Here is a 19,485-nt window from a genome sequence, read left to right on the forward strand (position 1 = left end):
CATCGTTGACATGTGATCGGAGCGGCATGACCGACCAGCTCATCGCAACGCTGGCCCCTTACGGTCTTCGTTGCGAGCATGTGGTCGAGCCGCTCGGCATCGGCACCCGCGCCCCGCTGCTGTCCTGGCGTCTTGCTTCGACGCGTCGCGGCGACGCTCCCGCGAGCCACCGGGTCGTGGTGTCCGCCAACGACGAAACCGTCTGGGACTCCGGTGAGATCGCCGACCCGGAGGCGATCTCCATCATCTACCGCGGTCCGGTGTTACAACCACGCACTCGTTACCACTGGCAGGTCACCGTCACCGCGGCGGACGGTGCCACGAACACGTCCGGATCCTGTTTCGAGACCGGCCACGACGCCTGGACCGCCCAATGGATCGCCCATGATCCCGCCGACGTGGAGGTGGTGGACGCCCCCGACGAAGGCGACCTGGCGCTGCCGGACCACGGCCTCCGTCCGGCCGTCCAACTCCGGCGCACACTGACCGTCCACGCCGCGCCGACCACGGCCCGCCTGTACGTGACCGCACGCGGCCTGTTCGAGGCCCATATCAACGGAAAACGCGTCGGTGACCACGAACTGGCACCGGGTTGGACCGACTACCGCGACCGGATCGACTACTGGACGTACGAAGTCACGGACTTGCTCCAATCCGGCGAGAACCTGCTCCAGTTCACGATCGCGGACGGGTGGTGGAGCGGCTATGTCGGCTTCGATCCGCGGCAAGCCGGTGCCCACTACGGCACTTTCCCGCAGTTGATCGCCGAGTTGCACCTCGACCACACCGACGGCGCGCACGAGGTCGTCGCCACCGACGGAACGTGGGAGACCCGCCGCGGCCCGATCCGGTACGCGGACCTGCTGATGGGGGAGCGCCACGACCTCAACCGCGAGCTTTCGCCGTGGCGGCCCGCCACAACCGTGGACGGCGACCATTCGCGTCTGGTCGCCGCCGTAGCGCCGCCGATCCGCGCAACCGAGGAACTGCCGGCGAGAACGGTGACCGCCACCGGCGACCGTCATCTCGTCGACTTCGGCCAGAACATCGCGGGCCGTGTCCGCCTCACGGCCCGCGACCTCGCTCCCGGGGCGCGCGTGGTCATCCGGCACGGCGAGGCACTCGACACCGACGGCACACTCCACACCGACAACCTCAGAACCGCGAGGGCCACCGACATTCTCGTCGCGGGCGCCGAACCAACTGTCGTCTTCGAACCGCGGTTCACCTACCACGGTTTCCGGTACGCCGAGGTCACGGGCCTCACCACGTTGTCGCCCGCCGACATCACCGCGGTCGTGCTGCACAGCGACACCCCGCCGGCCGGCGAGTTCACCTGCGACGACCCCGACATCCAACGGCTCGACAGCAACATCCGGTGGGGACAGCGCGGCAACTTCGTCTCCGTCCCCACCGACTGTCCACAACGCGACGAACGGCTCGGTTGGCTCGCGGACGCACAGGTGTTCCTGCCGACCGCGTGCTACAACGCCGACGTGGCCGCGTTCTTCACGAGCTGGCTGCGCGAAGTACGCGGCGCCCAGTCGGAAGAGGGCGGCTTCCCGAACGTGGCACCGAGAATCGCCGGGGTCGCGGACGAGGGCGCCCCCGGCTGGGCCGACGCCGGGGTGCTGATCCCGTGGCATCTGTACCGCGTCTACGGCGACGAACGAGTCCTCGCCGACAACCTCGACGCCATGTGCCGCTGGGTCGACTTCGTCCACCACAACAACCCCGACCTGGTGTGGCGCAACCGCGTTGGTCCACATTTCGCGGACTGGCTCGCCCCGACACCGACCCCACGGGACGTCGTCGCCACCGCTTACTTCGCCCGCAGCGCCCAACTGACCGGTCTCGCGGCCGAAGTTCTCGGACAACTCCACACCGCGCAGCGGTACCGCACGCTCGCGGCACACATCCGCAAAGTCTTCGTCGAACGGTTCACCACGATGGACCAACCGGGGTTCGCTGTCGCGGGCGACACCCAAACCGCGTACCTGGTGGCACTCGCCTTCGAGTTGCTCCCGGACGAACTGGTACCGCACGCCGTTCGCCGGCTGGTCGAGCTGGTGAACGAAGCGGGCCCGGCCGTCACCACTGGCTTCCTCGGGGTGTCACTCGTCGCCCCGGTGCTCGACCACCACGGCCACCCCGACCTCGCGCACGCCTTGCTACGCAGGACCGAACCACCGTCCTGGCTGTACTCGCTGCGACACGGCGCGACGACCATCTGGGAACGCTGGGACGGCTACACCGCCGAACGCGGGTTCCAAGCCTGCGCCATGAACTCGTTCAACCACTACGCGCTCGGCTCGGTCGGCGAGTGGCTGTACCGCGGCGTCGCCGGCATCGACCAGGCACCCGGCTCCGTCGGCTTCCGCGAGTTGGTCATCCGCCCCCGGCTCGGCCGGCTGAACCACGCCGGCGCGCGGTACGAGTCGGTGCGCGGCACGGTCGCCACCACATGGTCCAGAGTGGACGGTGTACTGAAACTGGACGTCACCGTGCCACCTGGCGCGAATGCCACCCTGCACGTGCCGACACCCGAACCCGACAGCGTGCGGGAGCGAGGCCTGCCGGCGCGGGAGGCCGCCGGCGTTCGGATCGTCCGCGTCGAGCCCGGCACACTCGTCTGCCGGCTCACCTCGGGGGACTTCCATTTCACGGCGGCGGCGCCGCAACCCCAGGAGAGATCATGACCATCGAAAAGTTGAGCAGGCGCGGCTTCCTCGCCCTCACCGGCGGTGTCGCCGCGACGGCGGCCCTGACCGCGTGTGGTGGCTCCGGCAGCGGCGACGGGTTACGCCTCGTCGGTGTTGCCGATCAGCAGAAGCCGCTCGACAAACTCACCAAGGCCTACGGCAAGACCCAGTTCAGCACGTCGTACGCGCCGACCGACCAGGTGCAGACGTCGGTGCGAACCCAGCTCGGCGCCGGCAACGCACCCGACATCCACGTCGTCTACCCCGGCAACGGCAGCGCGATGAGCATGGTGCAGATCTCCGACGCCAACCTGCTCGCCGACCTGTCCGACCAGGAGTGGACGCAGAAGATCCCGGAGAACTTCAAGCCGGCGTTCCAGAACCAGGGCAAGACCTACATATACTCGGCCGGTGCGAGCGTGATCGGCGCGATCTACAACAAGAAGGTGTTCGCGGAGGCCGGCGTCCAGCCGCCCACGACCTGGCCCGAGTTTCTCCAGGTGTGCGAGAAGATCAAGCAGGCCGGGAAGATCCCGATCGCGCTCGGCGCGCAGACGCCGTGGATCACCCAGCTCATCACCTACGCGCTCGTACCGTCCACTGTGTACGCGAAGACCCCCGACTTCGACCAGCAGATGGCCTCGGGGAAGGCGAGCTTCGCCGACTCCGGCTGGGTCGACGCCCTCGAGATGTACCTGGACCTGCAGAAGCGGGGCTACTTCAACGACAACCCGAACGGCACCACGTTCGAGCAGCAGACGTCGATGGTCGCCACCGGTGAGGCCGCCATGGCGATCCAGGTGACCGCCGTGCTGCCCGACTTCCGCGAGGCCGCCGACAACGCCGACGACCTGTCGATGTTCCCGGTGCCCGGCGCGGACACCGCGGACGGGGTGTGGATCCCCGCTGGCATCGTTGTCGGCGTGGGTGTCAGCGCTCGCAGCAAGAAACTGGCCGAGGCGAAGGCTTTCATCGAGTTCCTCGGCGAGCAGAAGAACATCAACGCGTGGGCGGAGACCATCGCCTGTGTGCCGCTGGTGCGGGACGCGAGCTCCACGATCGACCCGGTGCTCGACCCGTTCCTGCCGTTCCTGGAGGAGAACCGGGCGGTGCCGTTCATGGACCAGGCGTGGCCCAACGCCGAGGTGCAGCCGGCGCACTTCGCCGTCGTGCAGGAGCTCCTCGGCGGCGAGACCACGATCCCCGAGGCGCTCGCGAAGCTCGACCAGACCTACCGGAAGAGCTGAACAGGTGCGAAGGACACGCCGGTTCCTGCTGCCGCCGTGGTGGTTCGCGGCACCCGCGCTGCTCGTCTACGCGGTGGTGGTGCTCTACCCGAGCGGTGCCGGCATCGTCTACGCCTTCACCGACTGGACCGGCATCGGCGACTGGTCCTTCGTCGGGTTCGACAACTTCACGGCACTGTGGACGGACGAGGCCGCCCGCGGCTCGCTCGTCAACACACTACTGCTCACGATCGCGATCGTGGTGGTGCAGAACGGGATCGGGCTGCTGCTCGCGCTCGGTGTGCACGCTCGCATCAAGTCAAGGTCCCTGCTGCGGGTGATCTTCTTCGCGCCCGCGGTGGTCAGTCCGGTGATGATCGCGTTCCTGTGGAAGTACGTGTACAACCCGAAACCCGACGAGGGGCTCAACGGGTTGCTGGCCGCGGTCGGGCTCGGCGGCTGGCGGCAGGACTGGCTCGGCGACCCCGACCTCGCGCTCTGGTCCGTCGCCGGCATGGTGGTGTGGCAGTTCGCCGGCTACTCGATGGTGATCTTCCTCGCCGGGCTGGAGTCCGTGCCGGACAACCTGCACGAGGCCGCGATGATCGACGGTGCCGGCCGGTGGCAGCGGTTCCGGCACGTGACGTGGCCGCTGCTCGCCCCGGCGGTGACCGTCAACGTCATGCTGTCGACCATCGGCGGGCTGAAGCTGTTCGACCAGGTGTACGCGGCGACGAACGGCGGCCCCGGCTACGCGAGCGAGACACTGTCGACGGTGCTGTACAAGCAGGCCTTCGTGTTCGGCAACTACGGCTACTCGACGGCGATCGCGCTCGTGCTCGCGCTCTTCGTGGCCGCCGTCTCCCTGGTGCAGATCCACTTCCTGAGAGGAAGGGAGGTGACGATCACATGAGTTTCCGGTATGGACTCCGGACGTTCTCACTCGAGTTGTTGATGATCGGGATCGCGGTCGGTTTCCTGTTCCCCGTGTACGCGCTCGTGACGCTGTCCCTCAAGGACCCGAGGCAGATCGCGGCGTCACCGCTGTCCCCGCCGACCGCGCCGACGTTCGCGAACTTCGGCAACGCGTGGGAGCGCGCGTCGTTCGGCTCGGCCCTGCTCAACAGCACGATCATCACGGTGGTGAGCGTCGCCGTCCTCGTCGCGGTCGGCTCGTTCGCCGCGTACTTCCTCGCTCGCTGGCAGACCAGGCTCGGCTACGGGCTGTACGTGCTGTTCCTGCTCGGCATCGTGCTGCCGTTCCAGCTCGGCATGATCCCGCTGTTCACGATGGTCGACGACCTCGGCCTGCTCGGCACCTACCAGGGGATGATCCTGTTCTACACCGGCATCCAGCTGCCGTTCACCGTCTTCCTCTACACCGGGTTCATCCGGGCGCTGCCGAGCGACTACGCCGACGCCGCGCTGATCGACGGCGCCGGGCACCTGCGAGCGTTCACCAAGGTCGTGTTTCCCCTGCTACGACCCATCACGGGCACGGTGCTGATCCTGAACGCGGTGTTCGTCTGGAACGACTTCCTCACCCCGCTGCTCTACCTCGGGGGGTCTGACCACGAGACCATTCCGGTGCGCATCTTCTCCTTCGTCGGCCAGTACGTCTCCGACTACGGTCTGGTGTTCGCCGGACTCGTGCTGGCGGCGCTGCCGATTCTCGCGATTTTTCTCGTACTACAGAAGTACGTGATCAAGGGCTTCTCCAGCGGCTTGAAAGGGTGATGTGTGTTGTCGACCCGTATCTCTCGTCGACGGGCGTTGGGCCTGGGCGGCGCCGGCGCGGCCGCCGTCCTGCTCGGCACGGGTGCGTGGAACGCGGCGGCCGCCTACGCGGCGCCGAAGGCCGGCAACCCGTTCACGCTCGGCGTCGCGTCCGGCGACCCGGCGCCGGGCGGGGTCGTGCTGTGGACGAGGCTCGCGCCCGACCCGTTCGCGGTCGACGGAAAGGGCGGCATGCCGGCCACACCGGTACGCGTCGGGTACGAGGTCGCACTGGACGAGCGGTTCAGGGCCGTCGTCCGGCGCGGCAGTGCCATCGCCACCCCGGAGCTCGGGCACTCGGTGCACCCGGAGATCAACGGCCTCGCACCCGACCGCGAGTACTTCTACCGGTTCCGCGCCGGCGGTGAGCTCTCGCCGGTCGGCCGCACCCGGACCATGCCTTCGCGGTTCTCGAACCCCCGGGAGCTGAACTTCGCGTTCGCGTCGTGCCAGGCGTGGCAGGACGGCTACTTCACCGCGTTCGACCACATCGCCGCGGACGACCTGGACTTCGTCGTGCACCTCGGCGACTACCTGTATGAGTACGGGGTCGGCGCGAACAAGCGCGGTGTCACCGTCGATCCCCGCTTCCACACCGAGACCTTCGACCTGGCGCGCTACCGGTTGCAGTACTCGCTGTACAAGGTCGAGGAGCCGCTGCGGAACGCGCACGCACGGCACCCGTTCATCACCACCTTCGACGACCACGAGGTGGAGAACAACTGGGCAGGCGACATCTCCGAGATCGACAAGGAAACCGACCAGGACCGCGCCGTGTTCCGCAAGCGGCGGGCGGACGCGTTCCAGGCCATGTACGAGAACCTGCCGCTGCGGCGGGCGCAGATGCCCGACGGGCCGAACATCCGCATGCACCGGCGCGTGTACTACGGCCGGCTGGCCGACCTCACGATGATCGACACCCGGCAGTACCGCGACGACCAGCCGTGCGGCGACGGCGGCGGCACGACCTGCGCCGACCGGTTCAACCCGAACCGCACGATCCTCGGCGGGCCGCAACGGGACTGGCTGCTCGACGGGTTCTCCCGCTCGCGCGCACGCTGGCAGGTCATCGGCAACCAGGCCCCGATGGGCCAGACCGACCGCGACCCCGGCGAAGCCGTCAACGTCTGGTATGACCCGTGGGACGGGTACGTGGCCGAGCGGGACCGGGTGCTCGCCGAGGCCCTGGACCGCGGCGTGCGGAACCTCGTGGTCATCACCGGCGACCGGCACCAGAACTACGCGTGGGACCTGAAGCGTGACTACACCGACCCGTCGTCGGCGACCGTCGGCACGGAGTTCGTGGGCACGTCCGTCACGAGCGGCGCGGACGGCGCCGACATGACCCCCGACGGCCAGTTCTTACTGGCCGCCAACCCCCACATGAAGTTCTTCAACTCCCAGCGCGGCTATGTCCGGGTGAACGTGAACAGGGAGCGGTGGCAGAGCGACTACCGCGTCCTGCCCTACGTGACCCGCCCCGGCGCGCCCGTCTCGACGCGGGCGAGCTTCGTGGTCGAGGACCGCGTGCCTGGCGTGCAGGACGCATAGGACCCGGGGCGACTGCTCGGCGGCACGTCCGCCGAGCAGTCGCAAAGCGGGGACCCGTGAGCGGAGTCCGCGACCGGACGCTGTAGAACTTCGCGCGTGCTCCAGACCTACCTGCTACCGGTCCGGACCGCGATAGTGGTCTTTCCACTGATCGCGTTGCTGGTCATGCTGCCGGCCGCGGTGGTGAGCTATCGGCGACGGGGCCGCGCGGGAGGGTGGACCGCGCTCGTCTTCTACGGGTTTCTCTTCTACCTGCTGGCCGCGTTCCTGCAGACCGTCGTCCCGCTGCCGGCCGACCCGGCGGGGTACTGCGCGGCACAGTCGTACGCGAGCACACCGCAACTGCGACCGTTCACCTTCGTCGACATGATGACCACGCGTGCACGCGTCTCGGGCACCTGGATCAACCCGACGCTGGGGAGCACGGCGCTGAACGTGGCGCTGCTGGCGCCGCTGTCGTTCTTCCTGCGCTACCTCGCGGGCACCCGGTTCCTGGCCGCGACCGCGGTGGGGTTCGGCGTCTCGCTGTTCTTCGAACTGACTCAGCTGACCGGACTGTGGTTCATCTACCCGTGCGCGTACCGGCTGTTCAGTGTGGACGATCTCATCCTCAACACGACGGGCGCCGTCATCGGCTGGCTGGTGGCCGGACCGCTGATCCGCCTGCTGCCCGACCTCGACCCGGAACGCGACCGCCGCCGCTACGCGACGAGGGTGACGGCCAGCCGCCGGGCGTTGGCGCTCACCGCCGACGCGGTGGTGTTCGGCGTGAGCACCGTGGTGGTGCTCGGGCTGATCCAGTTGTTCGGTGGGCCGGCGGACCTGCGGGGTGCGGTCACCGCCACGCTGGCCGTCATCTACTTCCTGCTGGTCCCGGTTCAGACCGGCTCGACGCTCGGCAAGCGGGCGATGCTGCTCAGGATCGAGCGCACGGACGGCCGCCCGGCGGGTCCGGTGTCGCTACTCGTGCGCAACGGGTGCTGCTCTCGCCGCTGTGGCTCCTGTGGCTGGCGTTGCGAGTGGAGCACTGGGACGTCTTCGGTGCGCCGCAACAGTTGCTGCTCCCGGTCGGCCTGCTGCTGTCGGGGTTCGTGGTCGGCATCTGGACCCCGCTGGCCGTGTTCTTCGGCGACGAGGCGGCGCCGTACGAACGCCTGTCGCGCACCCGCAACGTCGCGATCAGCCAGGAGCCCGCCACCTAGTCGATCGCGCGGGTGTCGCGTGGTTCCAGGAACGGCTCCACGTTCTCCGGATGACCCTCCTCGATCTGTCGCTCACGGGTCAGCTCCGAGTCGAACTCCGCGCCGAACAGGACCGCGAGATTCGACAGCCACAGCCAGACGAGGAACACCACCACGCCGGCCAGCGAACCGTAGACCTTGTTGTACGAAGCGAAGTTCGCCACGTACACGGCGAAGCCGAACGAACCGACCACCCACACCAGCACCGCGAGCACGCTGCCCGGTGTGAGCCACCGGAAGCCGGGATGCCGGACGTTCGGTGACGCCCAGTACAGGATCGCGATCGCCAGGCTGACGAGCGCGGCCAGCACCGGCCACTTCGCGATGTCCCACACCGTGACGAACTGCTCGCCGAGGCCCAGCATGCTGCCGATCCGGTCGGCGATGCCGCCTGTCAGCACCACGCCGAGGATGGTGAGCGCGAGCAGTACCACCATGGCGAGGGTCAACGCGATGCGCAGCGGGATGGTCTTCCAGATGGGCCGACCCTCCTCGATCTCGTAGATCGCGTTGGAGGCGCGGATGAAGCCTCCTATGTAGCCGGACGACGCCCACACCGCGCCCAGCAACCCGATCAGGGCCACGGGCCCGGCGACCGCCGCCGAACCCTCCAGCTCACGCACCACGTCGACGAGCATGTCCCGCGCCTGCCCCGGAGCGAGCTGCTGGAGATTGTCGATCAGTGGCTTCGTCACGGACTCGCCGACGAGACCGACGATGCTCATCAGCACGACGACCGCGGGGAACAGCGACAGGATGCTGTAGTAGGTCAGCGCGGCGGCCCAGTCGAGCAGCTTGTCGTCCATGAACTCGCGGAACGTGCGCTTCAGCGCGACCCACCATGAGTGTTTCGGTAGGGCCGTCGGGGTGTCGGCAACAGTCATGACGCCTCCTTCGCGCCGTTCGTGAAGCTGGTTTACCCGGTCCGGGGGCATGCAACCCGCGAGCGTCCGCGCGCGTGGGTAGAGATCATGAACCTGCGCAGAACCACCGGCGCCGTCGCCGGGCTCGTCGTCGCGGCCTCGTTGGCCGTCGCGAGTCCGGCCGGCGCCCAGGACCCGGCCGCGAGGGACGCCGTCACCGGGCAGCTGAGCACGCTCACACTGCTCACCGGCGACCAGGTCCGGGTCGTCGACGGCAAGGTCGCCGGCGTGCGGATGGCCACCGGCCGCGAGAACCGGCCCGTCTGGCAGTACGAGGTGAACGCTCACCAGTACGTGGTGCCCGACGACGCCGTGCCACTCCTGCGGGAGGACCGGCTGGACGCCCGGCTGTTCGACGTCACCGAACTGCTGACGCAAGGCCTGGACGACGCCGCAACCCGAACCGTGCCGCTGATCATCCAGGGCGCGGTGCCGGCCGCCGAACGCACCCTGGCCGTCCCCGCCCGGGGGCTGACCGCCGTCGAGGCGCCCAAGGACGGCGCGGTCTGGCGGGAGGTGCGGACGAGCGCCGCCCGCGCGTCCGGCACGAGCAAGATCTGGCTCAACGGCCGCGTCCAGCCGACGCTGGAGGACAGCGTGCCCCAGGTCGGCGCGCCCGAGGCGTGGGCCGCGGGCCACACCGGCACCGGCGTGAAGGTCGCCGTGCTCGACACCGGCTACGACGCCAACCACCCCGACCTCGCGAACACCGTGGTCGCCGCGCAGGACTTCACCGGCGAGGGCATCGCCGACACCCACGGCCACGGCACGCACGTCGCGAGCACGATCGCCGGCAGCGGCGCCGCGTCGAAGGGGCGGCGCAAGGGGGTCGCGCCCGGCGCGCAACTGCTCGTCGGCAAGGTCCTCGGTGACTTGGGCGGCACGGAGGCCGGTGTCATCGCCGGCATGCAGTGGGCGGTCGACCAGGGCGCGGACGTCGTCAACATGAGCCTCGGCAGCGGGCCGACCGACGGCACCGACCTCGTGTCCCAGACGCTCAACGAACTCTCCGACTCGAGCGGCACGCTGTTCGTCGTGGCCGCCGGCAACTCGGGCGCCCGCCAGACCGTGGGCTCACCCGGCGCCGCCGACCGTGCGCTCACCGTTGGCAGTGTGACCAAGGCCGACGTGCTCTCGGTGTTCTCCAGCCAGGGCCCGCGCGTCGGCGACCACGGACTGAAGCCGGAGATCGTCGCGCCCGGCTCGGACATCATCGCCGCCCGCGCCGCCGGCACCCTGCCGGACGCCTCGGTCGACGAGCACTACACGACGCTGTCCGGCACCTCGATGGCCACTCCGCACGTGGCCGGTGCCGCGGCGATCCTGGCCGGGCAGCACCCGGACTGGACCGGCACACAGATCAAGGACGCGCTCGTCGGCAGCGCGAAGCGGCTCCCCGGCATCGACACCATCGCGCAGGGGGCCGGCCGTCTCGACGTCGCCCGCGCCACCCGGGCGCAGGTGCGTGCCGAGGGCGTGCTCGGGTTCGGCGAGACGTGGGCAGGCGACGCGGACACCGTGTCCAGGAAGGTGAACTACGTCAACGACGGCGACACCGCCGTGACGCTCGACGTCAGGCTCGCGGTGAACAGCAAGCTGTTCTCCGTGGACAGTCCACGGCTGACGGTCCCGGCGCACGGCAGCGCCGCGGCCACGGTCACGGCACGCGTCCCGGCGAAGCGGGCAGGCGAGATCAGTGGCGCACTCGTTGCCACGGCTGGAGAGTTGACGCTCACCACCCCGCTCACGGCGAGCCTGCCCGGCGCCAGGCACACGCTCACCGTCACGATCGTCGACCGCGACGAGACCCCGAACCGCTCGCTGCTCGTCCTGCAGGACGAGCGGACCGGTAACGCGTTGGACGCGATCGTCGACGGCGACACCGCGACGTTCACCGTGCCGGCCGGGAAATACCGTCTGATCGGCCGCGTCGCCGACTTCACCAGCGGGACCGACACGCTGTTCGTGCTTCCGGCCACAGTGGACGGTGACCATGAGCTGGTCGTGGACACCAGGCAGGGCAAGGAGATCACGTCCCGCGTCGACGACCCGGACGCGCGGGCACAGCTCGCGGGCGGCACCGCCGTGGCGTCCGAAGCGGGTGGCGGCAGCGCGAGCATCGCGCGGGCCGGCGACGTCGGGCGCACCGAGAAGCTGTACACGATCGGCACCCCACCCATGGCCGGGGTCGAGCTCGCCCACTTCGGGTACTGGACCCACCCGTTCGCCACGATCACCGTCGACGGCACGGACGGCTTCGAGGCCGAGGACATCTACGTGTCGACCTATCCGCGCCTCGACGGCACGGTGACCGGCGAGGTCGCGTACGTCGGACACGGTGACCGCGCGGCCATCGACGCGGCGGGCGACGTGCGCGGCAAGATCGCGGTGATCGCCGCGACCGGCCCGGACGACCCGGTGTACCCGTCCGAACAGCAACTGCAGGAAGGCATCGCGCTGCTGGCCGAGCGGGGCGCGAAGCTCGTGCTGTCGAACTTCAACCCTCAGTACAGCGACCCCAACCCGCCGGACCTGCCCCTGCCAGTGGTGATGGTCTTCAACATCACCGACCTCCAGGAGATCGCGGCCCGCCTGGCGAACGGTCCGGTCACGGTCACGGCGGTGGGGCGTCTCAACAGCCCGGTCGCCTACTTCGTCGCAGGCGAGGTGGTGGGCCGCGTGCCGGCCGGGCACACGTTCGCGTTCACCCGCCGGAGCATGGGCGCGATCGACCGGGAACTCGTCGACACGCAGCCGGACAAGAAGTACCGGTACCAGATCGCCGGCTGGTCGTTCGGCGGGTTCACGGCCGGCGGCGACGTGGAGATCGACTGGCCGCACCGCCGCACCGACTACGTGACGCCCGGCGCGGCGCTCACCATGTTCGGCGACGCGGGCTTCACCGAGGACGGCTTCGGGTTCGGCAGCGAGGTGGCGCTCCCGACGACCGTGAAGCGGGGCGAGAAGAAGCACGTGCGCATGTTCGGCGCGCCGTTCGGGCCCGAGCTGACCACGGGCCCGACCAGTCGCCAGGACGGTGAACCGGTCCCGGTCGCGTACCGGCAGGGCGACAAGCTGGTGCTGGCGGTGCCGATGTTCGCCGACAACGACCCTGGCGACGCCAGCTTCTACGACCCCACCAACCACGGCTCGACCGTCGTGCGCAAGGACGGCGTCGAGGTCGGCAGCCGGGACGACATCGCCGGGCTGGGCACCTTCACACTGCCCGCCGGGCCCGGCACGTACACGGTGGTCGCGGACGCGAACCGGCCGGCGTCGGAGACGCTCGTGCCGCCGCTGTCCACACGCACCAGAGCCGAGTGGACCTTCCGCGCCGGTGCGGGCACGACGGCACGGGTCGCGTTGCCGTTCCTCGACGTCCGGTGGGCGCTGCCGCTCGACGACCACAACCGGGCGGCCACCGGCGCGCTGCGTGCCGGGCTGACCGTCGCGACCCAGCCGGGCGCGACGGCCGCGAAGATCCGCTCGGTGACCGTGGAGGTGTCCTACGACGATGGCGCGACGTGGCGCAAGGCCACGGTCCGGACCGCCGGTGACCGCTTCGAGGTCGGCATCCCGGCGGGTGGCGCCAACGGCGGCTACGCCTCACTGCGCGCGACCGCGACGGACACCGCGGGCAACAAGGTGACCGAGACCGTCACCCGCGCGTACGCACTCCGATAACCCGTTTGCCGGGGGAGGCGTGCCTCCCCCGGCAGATACCCTCCGAACGGCTCTTGTTCCGCCGGGATCGGGATGGTTCGGTGCCACCGGGTCGGGGCCCTGTCGATGGAGGAAACCAGTGCGAAAAACCCCCTTCCGAGCGTTCGTCGCGGCCGCGGTGGGCGCCTGCGTCGCGAGCCTGTGTGCGGCGACCGCCGCACCGGCCGCCGCGCAGGACGCGTCCGAGGCGCACTTCGTGGTCCTCGGACCACAGCACGGCTCGCTGAAGAAGACCGAGGCGTCGATCCGCGCCGCGGGCGGCGAGGTGCTGCAGAGCTGGCCGCAGATCAACGTCGTGATCGCGACGTCGACCAGTGCGGACTTCGCGGCGACCGTGCGCCGCAAGCCCGGTGTCGCGGCGGCAGGCGCCTCGCGGAACCTGGTCGAGCTCGGACTGCCCGCCGCGCGGGCGGCCGGCGCGGCGCAGAAGCAGGAGATGCTCGAACAGGCCGAACCGGCGGCCGAGCAGACCGCGGCGATGGCCAAGTCGCCGGGCGCGGTGACGCCCGAGCCGCTGGAGGCCAACCAGTGGAGCCTGCGGCAGATCAAGGCTGACCAGGCCAACGCGATCTCCGGCGGTAGCCGCGACGTGCTCGTCGGCGTGCTGGACTCCGGCATCGACGCCGCGCACCCCGACCTCGCGCCGAACCTGGATCCGTCGAAGTCGGTCGGCTGCACCAACGAGGGCGTGCCGGACACGTCCCAGGCCGCGTGGGTGCCGACCACCAGCACGCACGGCACGCATGTCGCCGGCATCATCGCCGCCCCCCGCAACGGGATCGGCGTGGCTGGCGTTGCCCCGAACGTGCGGCTCGCCTCGGTGAAGGTGGTCGACGACGACGGATTCATTTACCCGGAATACGCGATCTGCGGATTCATCTGGGCCGCCGAGCACCGCATGGACCTCACGAACAACTCGTACTTCATCGACCCGTACTTCCTGTGGTGCCGCACGGATGTCGACCAGGCCGCGGTGATCCAGGCCGTCAAGCGTGCCGTGGACTACTCGGCGCGCCGCGACGTGGTCAACGTGGCCGCGATGGGCAACAGCAACTGGGACCTGTCGCACCCGATCACCGACACCGGCAGCCCCAACAACAACGGCAACCCGATCACCCGGACGGTCGGCAACGAGTGCATGGACCTGCCGGACGAGCTGCCCGGTGTGGTCAGCGTGTCCTCGGTCGGTCCAGAGGGCCGCAAGGCGTACTACTCGAACTACGGGATCATCGAGACCGACGTGACCGCACCGGGTGGTGACCGGATGGTGGCCGCCCCGACGCCGGACGCCAACGGCCGTGTCCTGTCGACGGTCGTCGGCGGTGGCTACGGCTACCTGCAGGGCACGTCGATGGCGTCCCCGGCCGCCGCGGGCGTGCTGGCGCTGATCCGCAGCAGGCACCCCGGCTGGTCGGCCAACAGGGTGGCGGCGTCGCTGGAGGCGAAGGCGGACCGCATTCCGTGCCCGCCAGGCGGGACGTACGACCCGCCCGCTCCGGTCCCGTCCCCGGCGACCTGCCAGGGCGGCCGGTCCGGTAAGGGCTTCTACGGCGCCGGCCTCGTCGACGCGCTGGACGCGGTGACCCGCTGAGGTTTCCGGTGGCCGTCTTCTCGGGCGGCCACCGGAACGTCCTTTCGGGCAACTCGTTGACATCGCGCCAGTTCCCGGCGACTGTCGGGCCATGCCCGCGGCCCGCAGGATCGTCCGCATCGTGTTCCTCGTCCAGGTGGCGTGCGCGCTTCCGCTCGGACTGGTGCTCGGCATCCTCCTGGACCCGGCTTTCCTGTACGGCTTCGGCGGGGCGGCACTGGTGGAGCTCGCGGTGCTGCTGGGTTTCATGCTCGTGTGGCAGCGCACGGACGCCCGCCGCGACGCCCTGTTGGCCACGGGGAGACGGACCCCCGCCCTGCTGGTGTCCACCCGCCCCACCCGTACCCACATCAACGAGCGGGTCGTGTTGGCGCACACCTTCGAGTCCCGCGAGGCGGGTCGGGTGATCCGCGCCGAGACGAAGGCGTTCGCGCACCTCCCGCTCGGCACCGAGGCCACGATCGCCTACGACCGGGCGGCTCCGGAGAACGCGGTCGTCGTCGAGGACCTGGACCGGATCGAGGCGGACGGACGGCTCGACTGGGCGGCACTCAAACAGCGGGAGAACGACAGAAGATTTCGGAATCGGTCGTGACACAGTCACTGGTCCGGGTGGAATTTCGCTCACCCATTCGGTGACGGAACTGTGTGAACCCGCAGGTCAACGCGTACCAGCGTGGCTTCGAGAATCCTTCGTGTAGCGGACAACACACCCGGTCGTCCGGTTTCCTGTGGGCATGATCGAGCCAACGAACCAGGACCTGCCGCCGCCGACCCGCGAGCGCCTCACCGCTTTTCGGAAGAATCTCAAGCACGACCTCCCTGCCTCTCTCGTTGTTTTCCTCGTCGCCGTCCCGCTCTCGATCGGCATCGCGTTCGCGTCCGGGGCCCCGATCGCCGCCGGCCTGGTCGCCGCCGTCGTGGGCGGCGTGGTCGCCGGTCTTCTCGGCGGCTCACCACTGCAGGTCAGCGGTCCGGCGGCCGGGCTGACGGTGATCGTCGCCGAGTCCATCGACCGCTTCGGCTGGACCACAACGTGTGCGATCACGGTGCTCGCCGGCCTCCTCCAGGTCCTGCTCGGCCTGAGCCGCATCGCCCGGGCCGCGCTCGCCATCTCGCCCGCGATCGTGCACGGCATGCTCGCCGGCATCGGCCTCACGATCGTGTTGGCACAGCTGCACGTCGTGCTCGGTGGCGCAACGCAGACCAGCCCGGTCGACAACCTGCTCGAACTCCCGTGGCAGGTGATCCACGCGCAGGGCGGCGCGACCGCGGTCGGTCTGCTCACCATCGCCCTGCTGATCCTGTGGGGACGCCTGCCCGCCGCCGCACGGCTGGTGCCGGGACCGCTCGCCGCCGTGCTCGGCGTGACCGTGCTGACGGTCGTGACCGGCATGTCGCTCGAGCGGGTCGACCTGCCGGACAACCTGCTGCACATCGGGTTCGTGCCGGCCATGCCGGACGGCGACTGGGCCGCGTTCACCGTCGCCGTCGTCACGATCGCACTGGTGGCGAGCGTGGAGAGCCTGCTGTCCTCGGTCGCGGTCGACAAGCTGCACAACGGGCCACGGGCCAACCTCAACCGCGAGCTGGTCGGGCAGGGCGCGGCGAACATCGCCTCCGGAGCGCTCGGCGGCCTGCCCGTGACCGGGGTGATCGTCCGCAGCTCCACCAACGTCGCGTCCGGTGCCAGGACACGGGTTTCCGCCGTGCTCCACGGCATCTGGATCATGCTGTTCGTGGTCCTGCTCGCCGGTGTGCTGCGGGCGATCCCGCTCGCCGTGCTGGCCGGGCTGCTGGTGTACGTCGGCGCGAAACTCGTCGACCTCAACCACCTGCGGACCGTGCGGCGGCACGGCGACCTGCTCGTGTACTTGGTGACGCTGCTCGGCGTGCTCGGACTCGACCTCATGAGCGGTGTGCTGCTGGGCGTCGGGGTGGCCGCGCTGTTGACGCTGCGACGCCTGCTGTGGGCGGGCATCCGTGTGGAGCGCGACGGTGAGGGCTGGCGGATCCTCGTCGAGGGCGCGCTCGCCGCGCTGTCGATCCCGCGGCTCGTGGCCGTGCTTGGCACGATCCCGCGTGGCGCCACGGTGACGCTCGAGTTGGCCGTCGACTACCTCGACCACGCCGCCTTCGACACCCTGTCGACCTGGCAGCAGGCCCACGAGTCGGGTGGCGGCACCGTGGTCGTCGAGGAGTTCGGCCACCCGTGGTTCGCGCGTGGCAAGGCCGGCACCCCGACCGTGGACAAGGGTGCCGCGCGCCGGGCCATGCCGCGGTGGTACGCGCCGTGGGCGTGGCAGCGCGGGCCTGCCGTCGTGCCGGCGCAACGGTCCGCGCCACCGTCGGTCGTGCTCGGCACCGCGGAGTACGAGCGGCACGTCGCCCGGCTGCTGCTGCCGACGCTGAGTCAGCTAGCCGACGTGCACGCGCCGTCGACCCTGTTCCTCACCTGCGGGGACGCGCGCATCGTGCCGAACGTGATCACCACGAGCGGCCCCGGCGAGCTGTTCACGGTGCGCAACATCGGCAACCTCGTGCCGGCCGACGCGGACGGTTCGGTGGCCGCGGCCGTCGAGTTCGCCGTCGGCACCCTCGGCGTGCGGGAGATCGCGGTGTGCGGCCATTCGTCCTGCGGCGCGATGAAGGCGCTCGTCAGCGGTCCGCCGGCCGGGGCGCCGGCGCTGCGTTCGTGGTTGCGGCACGCGTCGCCGAGCCTGGAGCGTTCTCGCACGCGTCCGCAGCTGACCGTCGGCGGACAGGTGCCGGCCGCCGAGTGGGACCGGCTGGCGCTGCACAACGTGCTGGCACAGCTGGACCGGCTCCGCGCGCACCCGGCGGTGGCGACGGCGTTGACGCGCGGTGAACTCCGGCTGATCGGCATGTACTTCGACGTGGCCGCCGCCCGTGTCTACCTGCACGATCCGGTCGCGGGCGAGTTCCTCCCCGCCTCTGTCCATAGTGGACGTTTGGTCGAATAGGCCGAGTCGTGCCGACCGCCGTCGGCCCTGTCGACAAGCGGCGTGCGGGTGCCCCGCCACAGTCTGCCGGTGGCGGCCTCCGGTGGGAGACTGCTGTCCGTGAGCTGCGACTCGGCGGGGTACGGCGCGTGGACGAGCACACGGACAGACTGATCCTGGCGCGGCGGGCCTGCGCGGCACACGACTGGGCCCTGGCCGCGGCGCACTTCGACGCGGTCGCGACCGAGCGACTCACCGCGGATGACCTCGCCGCGTACGCCGACGCCGTGTGGTGGCTCGGCCGTGTCGAGGACAACCTGCGGCTCGGCGCTGCCGCGTGCGATGCCTACTTCGCGGACTCCCGGCCGGCTGAGGCCGCGTGGGCCGCCATGCTGCTCGGGATCTTTCACATGGGGCGAGGCGACGAGCCGCAGAGCATCGGCTGGATCGGCCGCGCCGGACGTCTGGCGGAGGGCATCCCGGAGTGCCCGGTGCACGGATACCTGCTGCTCGTCACCGGGGTGGAGATGAGTCTGCTGGCCGGCCGCTCGGCGGATGCGGTGGACGCGGCCCGCCGGTTGCGGGACCTCGGCCACCGGCTCGACCGGCCCGACCTGGTGGCCGCCGGTGTGCAGGCCGAAGGCCGCGCCCTGATCAGGTCCGGCCACGTGGTCGACGGACTGGCGCTGCTGGACGAGGCGATGGTCACCGTCCTGGACGGCCGGCTCGCCCCCTTCATCTCAGGCACCCTCTACTGTCACACCATCGCGGCCTGTCACGAGATCGCCGACGTCCGCCGGATGACCCGCTGGACCGACCTGGCCGAGCGGTGGCTGGCCACCTTCCCGGCGGCGGTGGCGTTCGGGGGCATATGCCGGGTGCACCGGGCTCAGCTCCAGTTGCTCCTCGGCGAGTGGGACGAGGCCGAGCGGAGCGCGCTGCGGGTCGTGGCGAACCTCGACGCCAACCGGGTCGACTACGCCGCGGAAGCCTGGTACGTCGTGGCCGAGGCGCGCCGGTTGCGCGCCGACCCGAGCGCCGCCGACGCCTACGACGAGGCACACGCCCGCGGGCGTGACCCGCAACCGGGACGGGCGCTGCTGCGGCTCCAGCAGGGTGACCCCGAGGGTGCCGCGACGTCGGTGCGCTCGGCCCTGGCGGCGGCCGGCACCGACCCTTTGCGCCGGGCCCCGATCTGTGCGGCGGCGGTCGAGATCGCCGTCGCCGCGGGACGGCTGGATGACGCGGCGGCCGCGGCCTCCGAGCTCGCGTCGACGGCATCGACGTACGCGACGTCGGGGCTGGAGGCGATGGCCGCCGCCGCGCGCGGCGCGGTGCTGCTGGCGCAGGACCGCGCGGAGGAGGCGCTCCCGGTGCTCCGTGACGCCTGTCGGCGCTGGCACGAGCTCGGCGCGGCCTACGACGCCGCCGGATCCTGTGTCCGGCTCGCGCAGGCCTACCGGGCGCTCGGCGACGAGACGTCCGCCGCCGCGGAGATCGCGCGGGCGGAGACGGCCTACGAGCGGCTGGGAGCACACCGGCGGGCGCAGGACGCGCCCGCCGGGCTGACCCGGCGCGAGTGCGAGGTGCTGTCACTGGTCGCCGACGGCCGCTCCAACCGGGAGATCGGCGAGCGGCTCTACATCAGCGACCGCACGGTCGCCCGGCACCTGACGAACATCTTCCACAAGATCGGGGTCACCTCCCGGACCCAGGCCGCGCGCTACGCCATCGACCACGGACTGACGGTCAGCCGGTGACGCGGCTACGCACAACCGCGTAGATCGAG

General features: G+C 70.3%; 12 protein-coding genes and 1 pseudogene. 12 read left to right on the top strand and 1 reads right to left on the bottom strand.

All coding sequences use genetic code 11. The features are described 5' to 3' along the window. The first annotated feature begins 26 nt into the window (after positions 1–26). The 7 genes and pseudogenes from VF106_RS50515 to VF106_RS50545 all read left to right on the top strand — a co-directional run bounded on the left by VF106_RS50515 (position 27) and on the right by VF106_RS50545 (position 8,457). A complete protein-coding gene (locus VF106_RS50515; protein ID WP_330847310.1) occupies positions 27–2,699 on the top strand; it encodes an alpha-L-rhamnosidase in 2,673 nt (890 codons plus the stop codon). Then, positions 2,696–3,949, top strand: coding sequence for an ABC transporter substrate-binding protein (locus VF106_RS50520; protein ID WP_330847311.1), 1,254 nt, complete (start codon positions 2,696–2,698; stop codon positions 3,947–3,949). The genes VF106_RS50515 and VF106_RS50520 overlap by 4 nt, the downstream gene beginning before the upstream one ends. A 4-nt stretch (positions 3,950–3,953) precedes the next feature. Beyond that, positions 3,954–4,841: a carbohydrate ABC transporter permease gene (locus VF106_RS50525; RefSeq protein WP_330847312.1), complete on the top strand. Its 888-nt coding sequence runs from the start codon at positions 3,954–3,956 to the stop codon at positions 4,839–4,841. Further along, positions 4,838–5,665 (top strand): carbohydrate ABC transporter permease, encoded by an 828-nt coding sequence (locus VF106_RS50530; RefSeq protein WP_330847313.1) that lies wholly within the window; start codon positions 4,838–4,840, stop codon positions 5,663–5,665. Before VF106_RS50525 ends, VF106_RS50530 begins: the two co-directional genes overlap by 4 nt. 3 nt (positions 5,666–5,668) lie before the next feature. Further along, positions 5,669–7,255 carry an alkaline phosphatase D family protein gene (locus VF106_RS50535; protein ID WP_414639255.1) on the top strand — a complete coding sequence of 529 codons (1,587 nt, stop codon included), beginning with the start codon at positions 5,669–5,671 and terminating at the stop codon, positions 7,253–7,255. Between the two features lie 165 nt (positions 7,256–7,420). Then, a pseudogene (locus VF106_RS50540) lies at positions 7,421–8,173 on the top strand (VanZ family protein); the annotation flags it as partial. A gap of 59 nt (positions 8,174–8,232) precedes the next feature. After that, entirely contained in the window at positions 8,233–8,457 is a 225-nt protein-coding gene (locus VF106_RS50545) for a hypothetical protein (protein ID WP_330847364.1), read from the top strand. Here the strand turns inward: VF106_RS50545 and VF106_RS50550 are convergent. Continuing rightward, positions 8,454–9,380 (bottom strand): YihY/virulence factor BrkB family protein, encoded by a 927-nt coding sequence (locus tag VF106_RS50550; protein ID WP_330847314.1) that lies wholly within the window; start codon positions 9,378–9,380, stop codon positions 8,454–8,456. The two genes, VF106_RS50545 and VF106_RS50550, sit on opposite strands and share 4 nt — an antisense overlap. An 87-nt stretch (positions 9,381–9,467) precedes the next feature. Here VF106_RS50550 and VF106_RS50555 point away from each other — a divergent pair, with 87 nt between their 5' ends. From VF106_RS50555 to VF106_RS50575, 5 genes are all read left to right on the top strand, one after another. After that, complete coding sequence (locus VF106_RS50555) at positions 9,468–13,103, top strand: S8 family serine peptidase (protein WP_330847315.1); 3,636 nt, start codon at positions 9,468–9,470, stop codon at positions 13,101–13,103. Between the two features lie 118 nt (positions 13,104–13,221). Further along, complete coding sequence (locus VF106_RS50560) at positions 13,222–14,733, top strand: S8 family peptidase (protein WP_330847316.1); 1,512 nt, start codon at positions 13,222–13,224, stop codon at positions 14,731–14,733. 91 nt (positions 14,734–14,824) lie between these two features. Next, on the top strand, positions 14,825–15,328 hold the full coding sequence (locus tag VF106_RS50565) for a hypothetical protein (protein ID WP_330847317.1): 504 nt from the start codon (positions 14,825–14,827) through the stop codon (positions 15,326–15,328). A 142-nt stretch (positions 15,329–15,470) separates the two neighbouring features. Next, positions 15,471–17,717, top strand: a complete 2,247-nt coding sequence (locus VF106_RS50570) for a SulP family inorganic anion transporter (protein WP_330847318.1) — start codon at positions 15,471–15,473, stop codon at positions 17,715–17,717. 128 nt (positions 17,718–17,845) lie between these two features. Continuing rightward, positions 17,846–19,456 carry a LuxR C-terminal-related transcriptional regulator gene (locus VF106_RS50575; protein ID WP_330847319.1) on the top strand — a complete coding sequence of 537 codons (1,611 nt, stop codon included), beginning with the start codon at positions 17,846–17,848 and terminating at the stop codon, positions 19,454–19,456. Positions 19,457–19,485 lie beyond the last annotated feature (29 nt).

Origin of the sequence: Actinophytocola sp. (assembly GCF_036378875.1) — a bacterium.
In the GTDB taxonomy this organism is placed as follows: Bacteria; Actinomycetota; Actinomycetes; order Mycobacteriales; family Pseudonocardiaceae; genus Actinophytocola.

Excerpts from the sequence above, each read along its gene's own strand:
- VF106_RS50515 (WP_330847310.1), top strand. The coding sequence starts at position 27 with ATGACCGACCAGCTCATCGCAACGCTGGCCCCTTACGGTCTTCGTTGC.
- VF106_RS50520 (WP_330847311.1), top strand. The coding sequence starts at position 2,696 with ATGACCATCGAAAAGTTGAGCAGGCGCGGCTTCCTCGCCCTCACCGGC.
- VF106_RS50530 (WP_330847313.1), top strand. The coding sequence starts at position 4,838 with ATGAGTTTCCGGTATGGACTCCGGACGTTCTCACTCGAGTTGTTGATG.
- VF106_RS50550 (WP_330847314.1), bottom strand. The coding sequence starts at position 9,380 with ATGACTGTTGCCGACACCCCGACGGCCCTACCGAAACACTCATGGTGG.
- VF106_RS50555 (WP_330847315.1), top strand. The coding sequence starts at position 9,468 with ATGAACCTGCGCAGAACCACCGGCGCCGTCGCCGGGCTCGTCGTCGCG.
- VF106_RS50565 (WP_330847317.1), top strand. The coding sequence starts at position 14,825 with ATGCCCGCGGCCCGCAGGATCGTCCGCATCGTGTTCCTCGTCCAGGTG.
- VF106_RS50570 (WP_330847318.1), top strand. The coding sequence starts at position 15,471 with ATGATCGAGCCAACGAACCAGGACCTGCCGCCGCCGACCCGCGAGCGC.